Here is a 17,855-nt window from a genome sequence, read left to right as displayed (position 1 = left end):
GATCATTTACGTTGTATCTCCACGGTCCATTCCGGCCCGCTGCCGATCTTGTGCTCCGCCGCGAAGTCACCCTCGTTGAGCGCAAAGGACAGGTTCAGCAGGCTGTTCTGGTACGCCAGCGGCGCTCCCTGTTTCACCGCTCCAAAAGTCGTTACATAAGGCATAATACCCTCAAATACCAGGGACTGCCCCTGCAGGATGCGCACCCTTATTTCATCGCCATACTGCAAATGCAATTGTGCCAGCGTTGCAGCATCAATATTCGTCCACACATTGCCGAATTGTACATCAAGGATGGGAATATTGCCGTGAATGATACCGTTGCGGAACCCCGCCTGCCGGTAAGGGATGCGCAAAACCGTGTCCGCCAGCCGGGGGCCTACGGAATCGAAGGATATCACTCCTGCGGCCAGGCGCGCGCCTGTGTACGCATACACATCTCGGCCGTGGAAAGTATAAGAAGCGGAAGATCCGGGCAGCCTGTTCCGCTGCTCGTCTATTTCCCGGACAGCCTGAATACCGAGTTGCTCCGCCACAAGCGTGAGCGTTCCGTTATCCGGCGTTACGAAGTAATGACCGCTGCGCGTTTGCAGGACAACGGATTTCCGGGAAGAGCCGACACCCGGATCGATCACCGATACGAAAACAGTACCGGCAGGCCAGTAAGGGGCCGTTTGCTGCAAACGGTAAGCCGCCTCCCATATATTAAAAGGCGGGATCTCGTGGGTAAGATCAAATACAGGCAACTGAGGGGAGACCCCGAAGGCAACGCCCTTCATCGCCGCTACCGCTCCGTCTTTCACGCCGAAATCGGATTGCAGCACCAGCGCATGTTGCTGTGCCGCGGCCCGGGTATAGAACAGTATAAAAAAGAGGAAATACCATGCGGTTTTCATGAGATACAGCTTGATGCCGCTAAAATACATCATTCCGGTTAATCGGGTTCCGGCCTGATCATGCCGTGAGGCGATGATCATTGCTCCTGCTTCCTGCATACATCATCCCATCATCCGCTCACTCCACCCACTCCAAACTCTTCCATAATTCGCATTGCCTGTCATTCCCGTTCCGCAGCCGCTCACTCCACCCGCTCCATCCCCTTCCGCAAGGCCTGCAGCGCGTTGTGCAGCGTATTATACACCGTCCGCTCCGTCAATCCCGTTGTTTCCGCAATTTCCCGGAATCCCCGCCCTTCGTAATACCGCATCTGCACCATCTGCCGCTGCCGTTCGGAGAGTTGTTGCAGCGCCTGTTGCAGCAGGGCCTTACGCCTTTCATCCGTCTGTATGGCGATCAGCGCCTCCTCATAGGACGATTGGGGCATCTCGATGCATTCATCCAGCGAGGCGAACTCCTGGCGGACGTGGCGGGATTTATACAGCACACGTTTATAGATCGTGATCACATATTGCTGAATGTTGCGGACCTCCCCAAGACGCTCCCGTATCTTCCAGAGCTCGAGGAACAATTCATTGATCGCATCCTGCACCAGGTCAACATCACGATAAAGGGAAACACCCAGCCGGAAAAGATCATCATAGAACAGGTCAAAGCAGGCATACAGGCCCTGACGGTCCCCGCCGGCAAGCAGCTGCCAGTTCTTTTCCATGTTTGCAGTACGAAGGTCCATGGGGCGATGAAAAAAGGCTGATTTGGTTGACGGAGGGTAAAGTAAAATTTTTTTTCGATTCCATTGGTAAAAACGGCATCTTTCTCACACTTGTATATATCAACCAATTCAGATCATGCATCATTCGCAATTTACAGCCGCTGAACTTCTGCTGGACGAGTCTTTCCTCCGATACTGCAACAATGCCCCGGATGCCGATGTACAATACTGGCAGTCAGTGCGTATGCAAAATCCCGAAGTGGAAAAAGCCCAGGAACTGTTCCGGATGATGCAGCTGCGCCCCGCGGAAACGCTGAAAGCGGATGCCCGGAAACGGCTGGAGATCAGTCTGGATACCCTGGAACGGACCCAAAACATGACCACCTCCGCAACGGTAAGGCGCCTCCCCTGGAAATGGGTTGCTGCCGCGGCCATCCTCGTACTGGCCGTAACTTCTTATGTGATCTTCCGCACCACGCCGGTACATTATACCACTTTCGCGCAGACCGGATTGCAGGACCGCCGGGAACTCACCCTTCCGGACGGCACCTCCGTTATCCTCAATGCCGCCAGCACCTTGCAGCTTGGCGATCATTTCAGTAAGAACAACAGACAGGTTTTCCTGACCGGGGAAGCTTATTTTGACGTAAAGCCCGATGCTGCCCTGCCTTTCATCGTTGAAACCCGCGAAACGGCTACCACCGTGCTTGGCACCGCATTTAAAGTGCGCAGTTATCCCGCGGACGAACAGGAGCTGGTGACACTGGCTTCCGGAAAAGTAAAAGTGAAAGCGCGGGCCGCAACAATAGCACTGTTACCCGGGGAAGAAGCCGTATATGCCGGCGGCGCCATCAAAAAAACAACTTACCGGCAAACAGACCTGCAGCATTGGCTGGAACGGAAAGTGATATTCGACAAGGCAGGTATCAACCAGATCATTTCGACATTAGAGGAGTTCTACGGACTTAAGGTAAAGCTGGAAAACCGCCCCTCCGGCACAGTCATGTTCACCGGTGTTTTTAACGATCAGCAACTGAATGTGGTGCTCGATGCGATCAGCTTTACGAACAACTTTACTTATCGCCTGCAGGACAACGAAGTGCTGCTGCGTTTTTGACAGAACGTTTTTTTTGGTGACCTAAAACCTGTGTACATGAAGCAAATTTTACCCCGCTCATGTACGATCGCGGCTATGTTGATATGGCTGCAGATCAGTACGTTTGCACAACAGAAGGTTTATTCGTTTAACTGGGACAACACGGCGCTCTCCACCGTATTCAAACAAATTGAACAGGCGGCTGACGTGCGTTTTTCCTACAACCCCTCCGGTATCCGGGAAGACATGCCCATTCGCATGCGCATAGAAGGGCAGCAGCTGGATGCTGTGGTGGCACGACTGTGCAAAGCGATCAACTCCAATTACAGGATATCGGACAACATTGTGATGATCCGCCCCCAGGCCGCTGCCGAAGTGGTGACTTACCAGCTGCGCGGCCGTGTAAAGAATGAAAGAGGAGAGCCGCTGCCAGGGGTTACCGTGCAGAACACCCGCCTGAAAAAAGCGGTCAACTCGCTGGATGATGGCGCCTATTCCATTGAAGCCAATGAAGGCGACAGGATAGCCTTCAGCATGATAGGGTTTGAAACGGTTACCCGCGTGGCCGGTCCCGAAGGCTCCACGATGAATGTTGTGCTGAAAGAAAAAGTTACGGAGCTGGGCCAGGTGGTGGTAACGGCATTGGGCATACGAAGAGAAGCGCGGGCCCTGGGATATGCGCATGCGGAAGTTTCCGGCGATGATATGAAACGCGCCCGCGAAACCAATGTGATCAATTCCCTGGCCGGCAAGGTGCCGGGCCTGATCATCAACAGCACGGCGGGCGGCCCCGCAGGTTCCTCCCGGGTGATCATCCGCGGCAATACTTCCATTTCCGGAAATAACCAGCCCCTTTATGTTGTGGACGGCGTACCGATAGACAACTCCAACTACGGCCAGGTAGGCGGCGAAAAATATTCCAGCGGATTTGATTTCGGGGATGCCATCTCCGCGATCAACCCGGACGATATCGAGACCATCAGCGTACTGAAAGGCCCCTCGGCTTCAGCCCTCTACGGCAGCCGGGCCGGAAACGGCGTGATCCTCATCACCACCAAAAAAGGCAGCATGAAAAAGGCGCTGGGCATAGAAGTGAACAGCACCGCCACGATGGAGAAACAACTGACCCGCTGGGACGATTATCAATACCAATACGGCCAGGGCACTGCGGGCACCATCCCGCGGGACCGGGATCAGGCGCGGAGCACGCTCTTCAGCAATTTCGGCGCAAGGCTCGATCCGGGACTGATGGTGCCGGGGTTTGACGGAGAACTTCGGCCATATGGACTGGTACGCAATAACATCGAGAATTTCTTCCGCACCGGCTCCACCTTCACCAATACCATCTCCCTTACGAACGCTACGGACAATACGGCTTTTCGCCTCTCGGTGTCTGATCTCCGGAATAACGACATCGTTCCCAACAGCTACATGCACCGCAATACGGTCAACCTTTCCAGCAGCTCTAAATTCGGAAAGCACTTCAGTCTCGATGCAAAGATCATGTACATGCGGGAAGATGTGAACAACCGCCCCGCCCTGGCTGATGATGTGGGCAATATCGGGAACGCATTTGTAGGCCTCGCCAATAATGTGGACCAGAAAATATTCGCCGGAGGGCACAAGAACCAGAACGGGGATTATGTGGACTGGGGCGGTGGGGAATACCGGCTGAACCCTTACTGGGTGATCAATGAGATGCAGAACAATACCAAAAAGGACCGCCTGCTCGGCACGGTGATCGCCAATTACCAGTTTGCGGAATGGATAGGATTGCAGGGCCGTTTCTCGAATGATATCACGTTCTTCAAATACCGCAAGTTCAGTCCACGCAGCACACCCGGCGCTATCTCCGGCAGGTATGAAGGGCTGGATCAGCGTTTCGCTACTACGGAAGCAGACCTGCTGCTCACCATGCAAAAGCAGTTCACGCCGAAATGGTACGCCGCCGCAAGGCTGGGGAGCAGCATCTCCCAATACGCCAATCCCGGTACCAGCCTGCTGGCTACGGATATGGTGGTAAATGATGTGGTGAGCTTCAACAGCTTTAATGATAAAGTGATCACGGACCTGGACCGCCGCAAGCGGATCAATTCTTTCTACGGGCTCGTCAGCATGGCGTACAAAAACTATGTATACCTGGATGCGTCAGTACGCCGCGACGCTTCCTCCACATTGCCGCAGGACAACAATACCTATTGGTATCCCTCGCTTTCCGGCAGTTTCATTTTCACCGATGCATTCGGTATCCGCAGCAAGGTGCTGAGCTACGGCAAGCTGCGCGTTTCCGCCGCGGAAGTAGGCACCGATACGGACCCCCATATGCTGAACCTCGCTTATGCCCTGCTGCAATATCCGCTCAATGGCAATGCCGTAGGCGGCATCTCTACAAAGGTGCAGCCACCCAACAGCCTGGTGCCAACGCGTACCCGCTCTTTCGAGATCGGTACCGAAATGAAGTTCTTCGACAATAATATTTCGCTGGACCTTACCTACTATACGCAGGCCTCCAGGGACCAGATCAATTATGTTCCGCAACCCTTGTCCTCCGGTTTCCCGCAGGGGCTCGTGAATGCCGGAGTGATCAGCAATCAGGGCTGGGAGATCGCCTTGTCCGCCACACCGGTGAAAACGGAAGACTTCCGCTGGGATATCAGCGTGAACGCAGCCAGGAACAAGAATGTGGTAAAATCACTCGCCAATGGCGTACCCTTCCTTTCGCTTTCCGATGCACGCTGGCTGGGTGTTTCCGTGGTCGCCCAACCCAATGCGCCCTACGGGGCCATCCTGGGGTACGACTACCAGAAAGACCCATCGGGAAATATCATACTGGACTCCATCACCCTTACACCTATCCCTTCCGATGAACGGAAGGTACTGGGTAAAGGCACCTGGGACTGGACCGGCGGGCTGACCACAACGCTCTCCTACAAGAACTTCACCTTCAATGCTATCCTGGACATCAAGCAGGGCGCCGACCTTTTCTCCATGACCAACCTCTTCGCCGTACTGCGCGGCAGCCATGAAATAACGCTGGAAGGCCGGCAGGAATGGATACATTCCGAAGAGCAGCGGATGGCCGCCAATAAAACACCCGCCGAATGGAGGGAAATGGGCATGGTACAGGGATATGTGCCGCAGGGTGTGGTCAGGAACGGTATGGATGCGAGCGGCAAACCTGTGTATGTGAAGAATACGGCCGCGGTGGACCCCGGCCAGTACTGGTCGCTGTTCTACAGCGATAATAAAGGCATCACCACGCCCTTCCTGTATGATGCTTCGTACCTGAAGATGCGGGAAATGGCATTGACATACCATGTGCCGGCTGCCTTGCTGCGGCGTATAAATGTAGGCGGGCTCACCGTCTCCGTTGTAAGCCGCAATCCTTTTATCCTGCATAAGAAAGTACCCAATGTAGATCCTGATTCTAACTATAACAACGGCAATGGGCAGGGGCTGGAATACGGCTCCCTGCCTTCCCGCAGAAGCTGGGGCCTGAACCTGAACATGCGGTTTTAGGACCGGTATGCATTGCTCAACCAAAAATCAACAAGTATGAAACCGGGCAAAATAATAACATCCAGATATCCGATCCTTTTATGCCTGTGCCTGCTTTATTTCACCGGCTGCAACAACTTCGGGGATATGAATATCAACCCCACACAAAGCAGCAATATGGACCCCGCGCTGCAACTGGCGCTGGTGCAGGGGCGTTTCTCCGGCGATCTCGAATCGAATGAGCGCGTAGGCACTTTCATGTGCATGCCCATGGTGCAGCAGCTCGGCGGGGCCTGGGCCTGCCAGTACGGCGGCTTTTATGTAAAGCAGCAGCAATACATGAGCATCCTCTGGGAACTTAATTATCCCAATGATGTGCTGAACATGGTGGATGCCGTTACCAGAACGAAAGAAGATCCCGCCCGCTCCAATCTCCATAACATCTGCCGCATCATGAAGGTCTATATTTTCGCGAGACTGACGGACCTCTACGGCGATATCCCCTACAGCGAGGCATCTTCCGGATTTTTCGCCGGGAAGATCAGGCCGAAATACGATAAACAGGCGGACATCTATGCGGATTTCTTCAAAGAGCTGACGGAAGCCTCAACAGCGCTGGACCCGGCAAAGGACGCGGTATCGCAGGACCAGTTTTATAACGGCGACATCGCCCGCTGGAAAAAATTCGCCAACTCCCTGCATCTCCGCCTGGCAATGCGGCTGGTGAAAATTGCGCCGGAAACCGCCCGCGAAGAAGCGCAGAAAGCCTTTCAACGCGGTGTTTTCACTACGCAGGAAGATGTATGCATCATGCGACATGAGAACATCCAGAACAACTACCAGGATATCCGCGGCAACGGCCTTTCCGCATCCATCAACCAGGGAGAGGTGATCGCCTACCGCTTTTCCCAGACCTTCATCGATGCGTTGCGCAATACCAATGATCCGCGGCTGGAGCATATCGCGAAATATTATATCGATAACCCGTACCGTTTTATGGAACGTACCGATATCAGCCCGCAGGTGAGAGCGGTGGTAGGTTACCAGGGATGCAACAACGGGGATTTTGTGTGGGACGACTGGAAGGAGACCTTCACGGTGGATGTGCCCGGCATTGGCGCTTACGCGGTAGGCAATAACGCACAAAAGATACAGCTGGCCAATTTCCTGATCGCCAATAATGCGCCCTTCCTGCACCTTACCCTGGCGGAAGTGGAATTGCTGCTGGCGGAAGCCTGCTTCCGGTGGGGGCTTGACCTGAACGGGGATTTTGCCGCGCATTACAACCGGGGGATAGAAGCCGCCATCCGTCAGCTTGCCCTGTACAACGGCGGTCCCGTGATCGGAGATGACAGGATCACGCAATACAAGGCGGACAATGTGCTGGCGCCCGGGAGGGAACTGGCCATGATCAATCACCAGCTATGGGTGGCCCTCTTTATGAATGGCCCGGAAGCATACGCCAACTGGCGCCGCAGCGGATACCCGGAATTGACGCCCGGTTACAAACCCGGCTATTCCAGCACCACCAAGATTCCCCGCCGCTTCGAGTACCCCCTCACAGAAAAAGAACAGAACAACGAGAATTATACAAAAGCACTCGAAGACATGGGTGGGGCGGATGACTGGACGGCCCGTGTGTGGTGGGACAAGTAATCAATTTTCGATCAACTAACAACCATGATCATGTTCAAGAAATTATACATACCGCTTATACTCTCCGTCGTTCTGCTCTCCTGCAGCAAAAACCGCATAGACGATCCGGAATTCGGCGAAGGTGATTATCCGCGGATCTTCGACATCCTGAATGTTTTCAATACGCCCACCATGATCATCAACGCCGGAGATACGGCGAAGTACAACGGCCTGCTGTTCTCGCCGGTGGGAAAAGTGAAGGTGGCCTGGAAGGTGGATGGCGAAATAAAGTCCACCGACACCGTCTTTGCTTTTTCTCCCGATGCCGGCGGGGAATACACGGTAGACCTGGAGGTGGAATTCAACGGATTGAAAAGCTACCGCAGCAAAAAAGTGCTGGTGAGCCCGGATACCTACACACCCGCGCCTTACACGCAGGTGGTGATGGGCTACCTGACAGCTGCCGGTACGGCCGTGGATGTTGACCTGGCGCATCTTACCCATGTGGCCTTTCAGGCAGGCCGGGTGTCTTCGGATGGCTCGCTGGATGTTTCCGCCGGTGAGGTGAATCAACGGATGGCAGAGCTGGTGGCGCGGGCGCATATTGCAGGCAGGCCGGTGTTGCTGGGAATTACCGGTCGTTTGTCCGGCGTGGACGGATGGGCATTGTACGAAGCCAATGATTTTGGGCAGGCTATCCGCGAACCGGCCAGTCGCGCTGCACTGATTGCCAATGTGGCCAATTATGTGACCAACCGTAAACTCGATGGTGTGGAAATATTGATGACCGATATCAATTCGGGCAGTTATGCCGCCAATGTAGCCGCCATTGCGCCCTTTATTACCGGGCTCCGGGCGGAGCTGCCTGCGGAAGCGCTGATCACCGTAACGGTAGGCGCCGGGTGGCAGCACTGGGATTATCCGGACCTTTCGGGGGCGGACTGGGTGAATGTGCGCGCTTTTGAGGACGGGTTGCATGTGGGGCCGGGCGCTCCCCGCGGGCAGGCATCGGGATATGATTACATGGTATCGGCGGCGAAGATATGGACGGACTTTCACCTGCCGGCGGATAAACTGGTGATCGGTTTACCGGCATTCGGGCTGCGGTACAATGCCGTGGATGCGGACGGGAACAACGAGAGCTGGGGTTCTTACGAATACCTGTCTTACCGGGCCATCCTCGGGCTTGATCCGGCTGCGGCTGACAAGGAAATGGTGAACAGCAATTTCGGGGTGTATTACAACGGCAAACCCCTCGTTAAACAGAAAGCAGATTACATCAAAGCCACCGCATTCAAGGGTGCATTCCTCTGGGCTGTGGATTATGACAGCATGGACGATGCCTCCCTGCTGAAAGTATTGTCTGATGCCCTGAAATAGTCCGCACGCGCGACCAACAGGGGCACAGCACAATTTTTTTGGTTAATAGAGCAACAAGGGTCGGCCGGAGGGCTGGCCTTTTTGCTTTTTTTTTGCTGCTAAAACGGTTTTGCCCGGCAGCGCTGTTCCAGGGTCGTTTTGCGCATTTATTTATTGCTTACATTTGGAACAGACCAAACCCCGGATACTTGCAATCTCAGGCAGTATATCTCAACGAGCGCACTTTATTAGAACAGATCAAGGCAGGCGATCCCGCAGCAAAACATTGGTTATACGACCAATATGCAGCCGCTATGTACGGGTTTGTTCTGCAGCTGGTCCCTGATCAGCAGGAGGCCGCCAACATTTTGCTGAAAACCTTTACCGGAATATTCGAAAATATCGATGAATATTACCAATCCGGCAGAATATCCTTATTTTCGTGGTTACTTGAAAAGACACGGGAAATGGCCGTACGGGTATGCCCGTATGGAGAATTAACTGGTAATGAATCGAATGCATTGATACAATTTAGCAGAACATTGGATGAACAATGCAAACAAGTATTTGTTTTATGCTACTGTAAAGGACTCTCCAGATCAAATGCAGCTATCACGATGGGCGTGAGCGAGGAAAGGGTACATCAGTTGCTGAAAGAAGCAATGATCGCGTTCAGAAAATTTTCCACCGGTAATTGAACTTGCAGGAATACATAGAGAATGGTATGGTTGAAAGCTATGTGCTGGGCCTGACTTCCCCTGAGGAATCGGCTGAAATGGCATTTATGCTGGAGAAGCATCCGGAGCTGCGCACCGAACTGGAAGCCGTGGAACGCACCTACCACCGCTTGTGTTTCGAAGAGGCCGTGCTGCCGCCCAGGGAATTGCGGGAGCGCACCCTCAAACCCTATAACTGGGCGGATACCGATACCGGCGGCGGGCAGGATAAACAGAAGAACTATACTTTCATCAACATCCAGCCCAATAAAGAAAACTATATCACGGTTCACAAGGTCTGGAAATGGATACTGCTCACTGCTTTCCTTTTATTCAAGTTCTGCCTGTTCCTGGCCATTTATTTTTACTTCAAATACCGGCAGGTGGAAGAACGCCGGCTGGAAAGGGAAAAGATCCGGATTGAGCAACAGATGGGTACTTTCCGCTGATCATAAATTTCTCCCGTACCCCATTCCTTTACACCCGCTTTTCGTGAACCCTGAATGCAATATCTTCGCTGATAACAACAAAGCTAAACTTATGGCACTACGTCGTGAACACGATTTCCTCGGGGAAAGGGAGATCCCGAAGGATGTTTATTACGGGATACAAACCCTCCGCGCCATCGAGAACTTTCATATTACCGGCATTCCGCTGAAAGTGGAGCCGCTCTTCGTACAGGCATTAGGGTATGTAAAGAAAGCCGCCGCGATGGCCAATGCGGAACTGGGGGTGCTGGACAGAGATATTGCCGATCGCATTGTAAACGCCAGCGACCGTGTGATCAACGGGGAGTTCAACGATCAGTTCATCACCGATCTCATACAGGGCGGCGCCGGTACTTCGGTGAACATGAATGCCAATGAGGTCATTGCTAACGTAGCCCTTGAGATGATGGGAAAAGAGAAAGGGGATTACGATTTTTGTCATCCCAACAATCATGTGAACTGCTCGCAGTCCACCAATGACGCTTATCCAACCGCATTCCGGATCGCCCTTATCAATAAGCTCACTGCATACAGCCAAAGCCTGCGCGCACTGGCGGATGCCTTCCATGAAAAGGGTGAGGAATTCAAACATGTGTTGAAGATGGGCCGCACACAGCTGCAGGATGCCGTGCCGATGAGCATGGGTGATGAATTTAAAGCCTTTGCCACCAATATCCGTGAGGAACTGTCCCGCATAGAGGACAGCAAGCGCCTGATCTCCGAGATCAATATGGGCGCTACCGCCATCGGTACCAAGGTAAATGCTCCGGAAGGATATGCGGAGCTGGTCACCAAACACCTTTCGGCGGTAACAGGGCTGGAATTGTTATTAGCAGGCGATCTCATTGAGGCTACCAACGATACCGGCGCCTATGTGCAGCTTTCCGGTGTGCTCAAGCGCACTGCGGTGAAAGTGTCCAAGATATGCAACGACCTGCGCCTGCTGTCCTCCGGCCCCAGAACGGGCCTGAACGAGATCAACCTGCCGCCGATGCAGCCCGGCTCCTCCATCATGCCGGGAAAAGTTAACCCCGTGATCCCGGAGGTGGTGAACCAGACGGCCTATTATGTGATCGGTGCAGACCTTACACTGACCATGGCCGCGGAAGCAGGGCAATTGCAGCTCAATGTCATGGAACCCGTTATTTCGTTTTCCCTGTTTACCTCCATCACCTATATGACCAATGCCTGCAATACCCTCCGGGAGAAATGCGTGACGGGCATTACCGCCAATGCCAGCCGCACGCAGGATATGGTGATGCAGAGCATCGGCATCGTCACACAGCTGAACCCGATCATCGGATACGAAAAATCAGCCGCCATTGCCCGGGAAGCGCTGGAAACGGGGAAGTCCGTGCACGATATCGCCGTGAAAGAAAAAAAGCTGGTCACCCAGGAGAAATGGGACGAGATATTCACTTTCGAGAATCTCATCCGGCCGAAGTTCATCAACCGGTAAAAGCCAGTATCAGCGGATTACAGTGTTAGCGGCTGGCGCTTTCATCGCCTGTTGCCCGCTACCGGCAAACGTGAGCGGGCGCGCTATTATGGGCCGGCGTCCCGCATCCCCCGCCAAAAGTGCCTGAAAAAATTGGCGAAAACGAATATCTTGTGCGGCTATAATATCCACGATTATGATCTGGCTTCAGTTTGCAATCATGTTAGCGACGATCCTTATTGGTGCACGGATGAAAGGTGTTGGCCTTGGCGTGATGGGGATGGTGGCGCTGGCCATCTATATTTTTATCTTCCGCATGAGACCGGCGGAGCCGCCGATCGATGTGATGCTGATCATCCTGGCGGTGGTATCCACCGCGGCAACGATGCAGGCCGCGGGAGGGATGGATTACATGGTGCGCCTCGCCGAGCGCATTCTCCGCAGCAAGCCTTCGATGATCACGCTGATGGGCCCCCTGGTCACCTTTTGCTTTACACTGTTTGCCGGTACGGCGCATATTACGTACTCTTTGTTGCCGGTTATTTCCGAAGTAGCTACGAGCAAACGCATCCGGCCCGAGCGGCCGCTCAGTGTATCGGTTATCGCCGCGCACCTGGGCATTACGGCCAGTCCCATTTCAGCCGCTACCGCCGCCATGATCACTATCCTGGGCGGGCAGATCCAGCTGTCGCATATCCTGCAGGTTTGCATACCGGCCAGTATCATCGGTATTCTGGCGGGTGTGGTAGCCGTATGGCGGATGGGGAAGGACCTGGATAAAGACCCCGTGTTCCTGAAAAAAATGGAAGACCCGGAGTTTGCGAAAGGGCTGGATACGGATTCCGGCGCAAGCCGCAAACCCCTGCCCCCGGGCGCCAAAACTTCCGTCCTGATCTTCGGCATGGCGGTTATCCTGATCGTACTGGCCGGATCATTTCCTTCCCTGCTGCCGTCTTTCCCGCCGGGCGCGGCCAATCTTTCCATGAATGCCAATGGCACCATAAAAATGTCCGCCGTCATTGAACTGGTGATGCTGGCCGCCGCTGCGCTCATACTGCTGGCCTGCAAGGTGCAGACGATAGCCGTGGCCAGGGCCAGCCTCTTTACTGCGGGTGCGCAGGCTGTGGTATCCATCTTCGGAGTGGTATGGATGAGCGCAACGTTCATGAAAGCCAATGAAGGAGTGATAGAAGGCGCGCTGGGCGATATGGCCCGCGCGGAACCCTGGACCTTTGCTATAGCACTTTTCCTGCTCAGTGTCCTCCTCTTCAGCCAGGCCGCCACCACCAAGGCGCTGATGCCGCTCGGCGTGATGCTGGGCATCGCCCCGCCGCACCTGGTAGCCATGTTCCCCGCGGTGAACGGGGATTTTGTATTGCCGGGATATCCCACCCTGCTGGCCGCCATTCAGTTCGACCGTACCGGCAGTACGCATATCGGGAAATACCTGCTCAATCACAGCTTTATGCTCCCCGGCCTCGTCTGCGTTTCCGTGGCCGTAGCAATGGGCTTTCTTTTTGCGGGCTTGTTATGGTAAGGCGATATATTTGCAGGTAAATCTGCTTCCGCATGAGTTACACCGTTCCCGCACAGACGCGCATCGGCCATGTGCATCTGAAAGTATCCGACCTGCAGCGTTCTCTTGACTTCTATTGCGGCCTGCTGGGCTTTGAGCTGATGATGAAATATGGCGAACAGGCGGCTTTTATCTCCGCCGGAGGATACCATCACCATATCGGCCTGAATACCTGGCACAGCAAAGGGATGCCGCCGGCGCCGGAGAATACTGCCGGGCTCTACCATGTTGCCATACTGTATCCTGAAAGGAAAGACCTTGCGGCGATCTATAAAAGGCTGACCGATGCGGGTATTGTTTTTACCGGTTTTGCGGACCATGGCGTTTCCGAAGCGCTGTACCTGAATGATCCGGACGGGAACGGGCTGGAACTTTACCGGGACCGGCCCCGTGAACAATGGCCGGTTGACGAGGCGGGCGAACTGACCATGTACACCCATCGCCTGAATATCCCGGATCTGTTGCGGGAACTGGACAGCTAGGCCTTCTTTATCACTTTTATCTTGTCCGTTACATTGTCAACGGCTTCTTCTATGGAATGGGAATGCCGCAGGTCGAGGTTTTTCTTTGTTTCCTCCGCCAGTTTGCAGTAATATTTGTGGAGTGTGTCCAGCTCCTGCTCGGAGAGGTCTTCAATAACGAGCAGGCGGTTGCTGGCCGTTTTGGTGGCAGCGATCAGTTCGTTCAGTTTTAGTTGCAGGGACTTGGAATCCTTGTTCTGTGTTTTCTGGATGATGAATACCATCAGGAAGGTAACGATGGTAGTGCCGGTATTGATCACCAGTTGCCAGGTATCTGAAAAGCCGAACAGCGGGCCGGTAATGCCCCATACGAGAATGATCAGCGCAGCGATCACAAAAGCCCAGGGGCTTCCGGTTGCGCGGACGGCCTTACCTGCCAGCCGTTCGAAAAAGGGTAGTTTTCTGGCCATGATATGTTGAAGTATGGAACCGCTAGTAATTGATATTCAGCAGCCGCAGCTTGTTATACAACGTCTTCCTGTCGATATTGAGCAGCTGTGCTGCTTTGGTTTTGTTATACTTCACTTCTTTCAGCACATTGATGATCTTGTTGTATTCAGCTTTCAGGGCTACTGATTTCAGGTCATTCGAGTCCAGCATTACGCCTTCGGGCATTTCCTCGCGGGTTCCTTCCGCGGGGGATGCGGCGTAACGGGGTGTGCTGCTGCCGGCTTTCATTTCCAGCGGCAGGGCGGCCATGCCTATTTCCTTGCCGGTTGGGGTAAGCAGGCTTGCCCTGCGGATGACGTTCTTCAGTTCCCGGATATTGCCGGGCCAGTCGTAATTCCGGAAGCATTCCCATACTTCATCGCTGAGGGTGGCTGCGGGTTTGTTCAACTCTTTGCTGACCTGTTCAATGAAAGCTTCCACGAACAGGGGAAGGTCTTCATTCCTTTCCCGCAGCGGCGGTATATGAATGGTGAATTCATTGAAACGGTGGAAGAGGTCTTCCCGGAACTTGCCTTTTTGTACGGATTCGAAGAGATTTTCATTGGAGGCTACGATGAGGCGTACATCCACCGCTATTTCTTTCATGCTGCCTACGCGCCGGATCTGTTTTTCCTGGATCACCCGGAGCAGGGCTACCTGGATGTCATAAGACAGGTTGGCGATCTCGTCCAGGAACAATGTACCGCCGGTGGCTTGTTCAAAAGCCCCGATCTTGGTGCCTATGGCTCCGGTAAAAGCGCCTTTTTCATGGCCGAACAGTTCGCTGGCCGCCAGTTCCCGGGAAAGGCTGCCGCAGTCCATTGCCACGAAGGGTTGCCCTTTCCGGCTGCTGTGCTCATGAATGAGGTGAGCAACGGATTCCTTACCCGTGCCCGTTTCCCCGAAAATGATGACACTGAAGTCCGTCGGCGCTACCAGCGTAAGTTCCCGGTACAGTTCCTGGGAAGGCTCGCTTTCTCCAAACACGTAGGAGCCGCCATTTTTGCGCGGGCGGGAAATGCCTGCGGAATGCTCTTCGTGCGCATGCGGCGCCACCACGTTATGGTTGTTTTCCGGTAAAGCAGCGGGTTGCTGGGCCAGGGCCTTGTTCACCAGGCTCAGTATCTCGTCAGGATACAGCGGTTTGGAAATGTAATCATATGCGCCGTTCTTTACCATTTCCACGGCAATGCGCACATCGGAATACCCGGTAATGATGATCACAACGGTCTTTGGGTTAAGCTGCCGGATATCATTCAGCAACCTGGCACCATCGGTATCTTTAAGGCGGTAGTCGCACAACACCAGGTCGTACGGCTGTTCTTTCAGCATTTTGAGCGCCTGGGAGCCGGACATGGTACTGTCCGTCTTGAACCCGTGTTTGCTCAAAAACCTGCTCAATAAAGTACAAATGTTTATTTCATCATCAACAATGAGGATACTCTTCATATTACTAGACAATAAGATTTGATTCAGGCCGGATAATAAATTTACAACTAATTATGCATATGGGTCATTAAGCTAACGCTTAGCCTTCACGTCGTAGATAATCTCTTTTAACTTGCCCACATCAAAAGGTTTCGGCAAAAAGTGGGCCGCTCCTGCTGTTAGGGCTTTTTGTTTTTCCATCCCGTTGTCATAAGCGCTGATCGTGATCACGATCAGGTCAGGATACCACTTTTTTATCACAGGCAGGGCATCCAGTCCGGAGCCATCCGGCAGGTGGATATCCAGGAACAGGATATCCGGCCGGGAACGTTGCAGATACTGCAAACCCTCCGTAAGGCCGTGTACGTATTTCACCCTGTAGCCTTGTTTACTGAGACTTAACTGCAATAGTCGGCAAATGTCGGGCTCATCGTCTATGATCAGAATAAAAGCGTCCATGGCTTTTTTTTGTTCTTCAAGTATGGTCCATCCATAGTTCATATTTGTAAACGGTGTCTTCTATATGCCTGATCAAGCAAACTCTTTGCCGGGATATAGATAGCTGTTTAAACAGATGTTGCGGGGAATTTTTTCCACACTTTCGCTGCCGCTGCCTTCCCCAATCTGCGTCATTAAAGGTCAAATATAAGGCATCGGACCGGCAAAACAGGATGGTATAGTAATTGAACATTTATCCCTGAAATCATACGTAAACCAAAACAATTTTTATATGAACTCCCTGCAATTAAAAGGAAACTGGAATGAGATCAAGGGCAAGCTCAAGCAGCAATACGGTGATCTCACAGACGATGATCTGTTATACGCAGAAGGTAAGGAAGAAGAGCTGTACGGACGCCTCCAGAAAAAACTGGGCAAGTCCAAAGAAGAAGTGAAAAAGCTCATTAATGAGCTATAACCGTACATAGCCGGTTATACTTTTATCATAGCTGTTGTTTTAGTTATTGGCAGTTTTAAGGTTTTGCCATGCAGCGCAACGAAAGTTGTAAAGCATTCATGAAACCGGAAAGCTTGCCAGCGCTGTTCCGCATAAAATGCGGAACAGTTTTTTAACCCTGTTGGTGTGCGACGACACAAAAAGCAACCGGCAACCGTGAATTTTCACGGACCTGCCGGTTGCCTTGTTATGTACAGGAACGGTTAACGGTTGACCGCTTCTATATCCCTCAGGTGGCGGACCCGGTCATGAGATGCTTTCAGGGCGGACTGCTGCCTGGAGATGACATCCTTTATATTTGCGGGAAGGTCCTGCTCCAGCGCCTGACGATAGGATTTCTGTGCGGCATCTTCGCCAAATTCGCAGGAAGCGAGGATGGAGTGCCGGTCTTTGCCGCCAAAGGACACTTTAACATCCATCCAGGTGCGGTATATCTTTCCGGCTACGGTGGAATCCGTTTCCCTTTCTCCACCCAGCCCATCGAGCAGGCGATTCAGTTCTTCGCGGTATTGCCTGCTTTCATCCAGCATCCGGCTGAAGAACATTTTGAGATCTTCATCTTCCGTCTGTTTCATGGCTTTTTCATATCCTTCAACGCGGTCATTATTGATCTTCACCAGATCTTCCAGTACAGCCGCTGTTTTTCCTTTTTGCATGGTTTCAATTTTTTAATGACACAATAGGTTTAACGATGTCAATGCTCCAAAAACGCTGCCATGAAGAAAATGTGGGTATAGTTGCGTTGCTGTGGAAGAGATGCCCCCGGATGTGGATGCGCATCACAGGTGTTTTTCCCCGGAATCTCCTATTTTGCTGAATACCGGCGATATAGCGCATTGGCACAATATTTTAACTGGAAAAGTGAACTAATATTTAAAGCCATGAACAGTTTATTGTATCTGATCGCTGTGATCCTTATCATCGGATGGTTGCTGGGTTTTTTCGTGTACTCTGCAGGCGGGCTTATCCACGCATTGTTAGTCCTCGCAGTCATTGCTATCCTGATTAATATTATTCGCGGGAGGGCTGTATAGGAACATTGTATAACTCATCCATACAAAAACAGGGAAAGGAGCATAATGCCCTTTTCCTGTTTATTTTTCCGGA

General features: G+C 52.9%; 17 protein-coding genes. 11 read left to right on the top strand and 6 right to left on the bottom strand.

Translation table 11 applies throughout. The features are described 5' to 3' along the window. Positions 1-2: 2 nt before the first annotated feature. Together FW415_RS03595 and FW415_RS03590 are read right to left on the bottom strand one after the other, a co-directional pair. Positions 3-896: an S-adenosyl-l-methionine hydroxide adenosyltransferase family protein gene (locus FW415_RS03595; protein WP_148382927.1), complete on the bottom strand. Its 894-nt coding sequence runs from the start codon at positions 894-896 to the stop codon at positions 3-5. Positions 897-1,078: 182 nt separating this feature from the next. Next, a complete protein-coding gene (locus tag FW415_RS03590; protein ID WP_148382926.1) occupies positions 1,079-1,630 on the bottom strand; it encodes an RNA polymerase sigma factor in 552 nt (183 codons plus the stop codon). Positions 1,631-1,745: 115 nt separating this feature from the next. On the opposite strand from FW415_RS03590, the gene FW415_RS03585 reads away from it, so the two are divergent. The 9 genes from FW415_RS03585 (at position 1,746) to FW415_RS03545 (ending at position 13,897) form a co-directional block, all read left to right on the top strand. Then, a complete protein-coding gene (locus FW415_RS03585; RefSeq protein ID WP_148382925.1) occupies positions 1,746-2,726 on the top strand; it encodes a FecR family protein in 981 nt (326 codons plus the stop codon). Between the two features lie 36 nt (positions 2,727-2,762). Beyond that, on the top strand, positions 2,763-6,224 hold the full coding sequence (locus FW415_RS03580) for a SusC/RagA family TonB-linked outer membrane protein (protein ID WP_148382924.1): 3,462 nt from the start codon (positions 2,763-2,765) through the stop codon (positions 6,222-6,224). Between the two features lie 36 nt (positions 6,225-6,260). Then, positions 6,261-7,859 carry a SusD/RagB family nutrient-binding outer membrane lipoprotein gene (locus tag FW415_RS03575; RefSeq protein WP_148382923.1) on the top strand — a complete coding sequence of 533 codons (1,599 nt, stop codon included), beginning with the start codon at positions 6,261-6,263 and terminating at the stop codon, positions 7,857-7,859. Positions 7,860-7,889: 30 nt separating this feature from the next. Continuing rightward, positions 7,890-9,218 (top strand): glycosyl hydrolase family 18 protein, encoded by a 1,329-nt coding sequence (locus tag FW415_RS03570; RefSeq protein ID WP_168208651.1) that lies wholly within the window; start codon positions 7,890-7,892, stop codon positions 9,216-9,218. Positions 9,219-9,256: 38 nt separating this feature from the next. Beyond that, entirely contained in the window at positions 9,257-9,895 is a 639-nt protein-coding gene (locus tag FW415_RS03565) for an RNA polymerase sigma factor (protein WP_168208650.1), read from the top strand. Positions 9,896-9,921: 26 nt separating this feature from the next. Continuing rightward, on the top strand, positions 9,922-10,362 hold the full coding sequence (locus FW415_RS03560) for a hypothetical protein (RefSeq protein WP_148382920.1): 441 nt from the start codon (positions 9,922-9,924) through the stop codon (positions 10,360-10,362). Between the two features lie 91 nt (positions 10,363-10,453). Next, a complete protein-coding gene (gene aspA, locus FW415_RS03555) occupies positions 10,454-11,860 on the top strand; it encodes an aspartate ammonia-lyase (protein ID WP_148382919.1) in 1,407 nt (468 codons plus the stop codon). A 175-nt stretch (positions 11,861-12,035) separates the two neighbouring features. Beyond that, positions 12,036-13,376 (top strand): anaerobic C4-dicarboxylate transporter family protein, encoded by a 1,341-nt coding sequence (locus FW415_RS03550; RefSeq protein ID WP_148382918.1) that lies wholly within the window; start codon positions 12,036-12,038, stop codon positions 13,374-13,376. Between the two features lie 32 nt (positions 13,377-13,408). Further along, positions 13,409-13,897, top strand: coding sequence for a VOC family protein (locus FW415_RS03545; protein WP_148382917.1), 489 nt, complete (start codon positions 13,409-13,411; stop codon positions 13,895-13,897). On the opposite strand, the gene FW415_RS03540 is transcribed toward FW415_RS03545, so the two are convergent. The 3 genes from FW415_RS03540 to FW415_RS03530 all read right to left on the bottom strand — a co-directional run bounded on the left by FW415_RS03540 (position 13,894) and on the right by FW415_RS03530 (position 16,252). Beyond that, positions 13,894-14,346 (bottom strand): low affinity iron permease family protein, encoded by a 453-nt coding sequence (locus FW415_RS03540; RefSeq protein WP_148382916.1) that lies wholly within the window; start codon positions 14,344-14,346, stop codon positions 13,894-13,896. The genes FW415_RS03545 and FW415_RS03540 overlap by 4 nt on opposite strands. Positions 14,347-14,368: 22 nt before the next feature. Further along, complete coding sequence (locus FW415_RS03535) at positions 14,369-15,814, bottom strand: sigma-54 dependent transcriptional regulator (RefSeq protein WP_148382915.1); 1,446 nt, start codon at positions 15,812-15,814, stop codon at positions 14,369-14,371. Positions 15,815-15,886: 72 nt separating this feature from the next. Continuing rightward, positions 15,887-16,252 carry a response regulator gene (locus FW415_RS03530; RefSeq protein WP_246858896.1) on the bottom strand — a complete coding sequence of 122 codons (366 nt, stop codon included), beginning with the start codon at positions 16,250-16,252 and terminating at the stop codon, positions 15,887-15,889. A 271-nt stretch (positions 16,253-16,523) separates the two neighbouring features. On the opposite strand from FW415_RS03530, the gene FW415_RS03525 reads away from it, so the two are divergent. Beyond that, positions 16,524-16,709, top strand: coding sequence for a CsbD family protein (locus FW415_RS03525; RefSeq protein WP_148382913.1), 186 nt, complete (start codon positions 16,524-16,526; stop codon positions 16,707-16,709). A gap of 242 nt (positions 16,710-16,951) precedes the next feature. Here the strand turns inward: FW415_RS03525 and FW415_RS03520 are convergent, their stop codons facing one another. Next, on the bottom strand, positions 16,952-17,404 hold the full coding sequence (locus FW415_RS03520) for a PA2169 family four-helix-bundle protein (RefSeq protein WP_148382912.1): 453 nt from the start codon (positions 17,402-17,404) through the stop codon (positions 16,952-16,954). 225 nt (positions 17,405-17,629) lie between these two features. Between FW415_RS03520 and FW415_RS03515 the strand changes: the two genes are divergently transcribed. Beyond that, positions 17,630-17,782 carry a lmo0937 family membrane protein gene (locus FW415_RS03515; protein ID WP_148382911.1) on the top strand — a complete coding sequence of 51 codons (153 nt, stop codon included), beginning with the start codon at positions 17,630-17,632 and terminating at the stop codon, positions 17,780-17,782. The last annotated feature ends 73 nt before the right edge of the window (positions 17,783-17,855 follow it).

Source organism: Chitinophaga sp. XS-30, assembly GCF_008086345.1.
GTDB lineage: Bacteria > Bacteroidota > Bacteroidia > Chitinophagales > Chitinophagaceae > Chitinophaga.
This window is presented reverse-complemented; position numbering and strand designations above follow the sequence as displayed.

Coding starts and splice junctions, on each gene's coding strand:
- FW415_RS03575 (WP_148382923.1), top strand. CDS start 6,261: ATGAAACCGGGCAAAATAATAACATCCAGATATCCGATCCTTTTATGC.
- FW415_RS03535 (WP_148382915.1), bottom strand. CDS start 15,814: ATGAAGAGTATCCTCATTGTTGATGATGAAATAAACATTTGTACTTTA.
- FW415_RS03515 (WP_148382911.1), top strand. CDS start 17,630: ATGAACAGTTTATTGTATCTGATCGCTGTGATCCTTATCATCGGATGG.
- FW415_RS03530 (WP_246858896.1), bottom strand. CDS start 16,252: ATGGACGCTTTTATTCTGATCATAGACGATGAGCCCGACATTTGCCGA.
- FW415_RS03545 (WP_148382917.1), top strand. CDS start 13,409: ATGAGTTACACCGTTCCCGCACAGACGCGCATCGGCCATGTGCATCTG.
- FW415_RS03595 (WP_148382927.1), bottom strand. CDS start 896: ATGAAAACCGCATGGTATTTCCTCTTTTTTATACTGTTCTATACCCGG.
- FW415_RS03525 (WP_148382913.1), top strand. CDS start 16,524: ATGAACTCCCTGCAATTAAAAGGAAACTGGAATGAGATCAAGGGCAAG.
- FW415_RS03550 (WP_148382918.1), top strand. CDS start 12,036: ATGATCTGGCTTCAGTTTGCAATCATGTTAGCGACGATCCTTATTGGT.
- FW415_RS03590 (WP_148382926.1), bottom strand. CDS start 1,630: ATGGACCTTCGTACTGCAAACATGGAAAAGAACTGGCAGCTGCTTGCC.
- aspA (WP_148382919.1), top strand. CDS start 10,454: ATGGCACTACGTCGTGAACACGATTTCCTCGGGGAAAGGGAGATCCCG.
- FW415_RS03560 (WP_148382920.1), top strand. CDS start 9,922: ATGGTTGAAAGCTATGTGCTGGGCCTGACTTCCCCTGAGGAATCGGCT.
- FW415_RS03540 (WP_148382916.1), bottom strand. CDS start 14,346: ATGGCCAGAAAACTACCCTTTTTCGAACGGCTGGCAGGTAAGGCCGTC.
- FW415_RS03585 (WP_148382925.1), top strand. CDS start 1,746: ATGCATCATTCGCAATTTACAGCCGCTGAACTTCTGCTGGACGAGTCT.
- FW415_RS03570 (WP_168208651.1), top strand. CDS start 7,890: ATGTTCAAGAAATTATACATACCGCTTATACTCTCCGTCGTTCTGCTC.
- FW415_RS03580 (WP_148382924.1), top strand. CDS start 2,763: ATGAAGCAAATTTTACCCCGCTCATGTACGATCGCGGCTATGTTGATA.
- FW415_RS03520 (WP_148382912.1), bottom strand. CDS start 17,404: ATGCAAAAAGGAAAAACAGCGGCTGTACTGGAAGATCTGGTGAAGATC.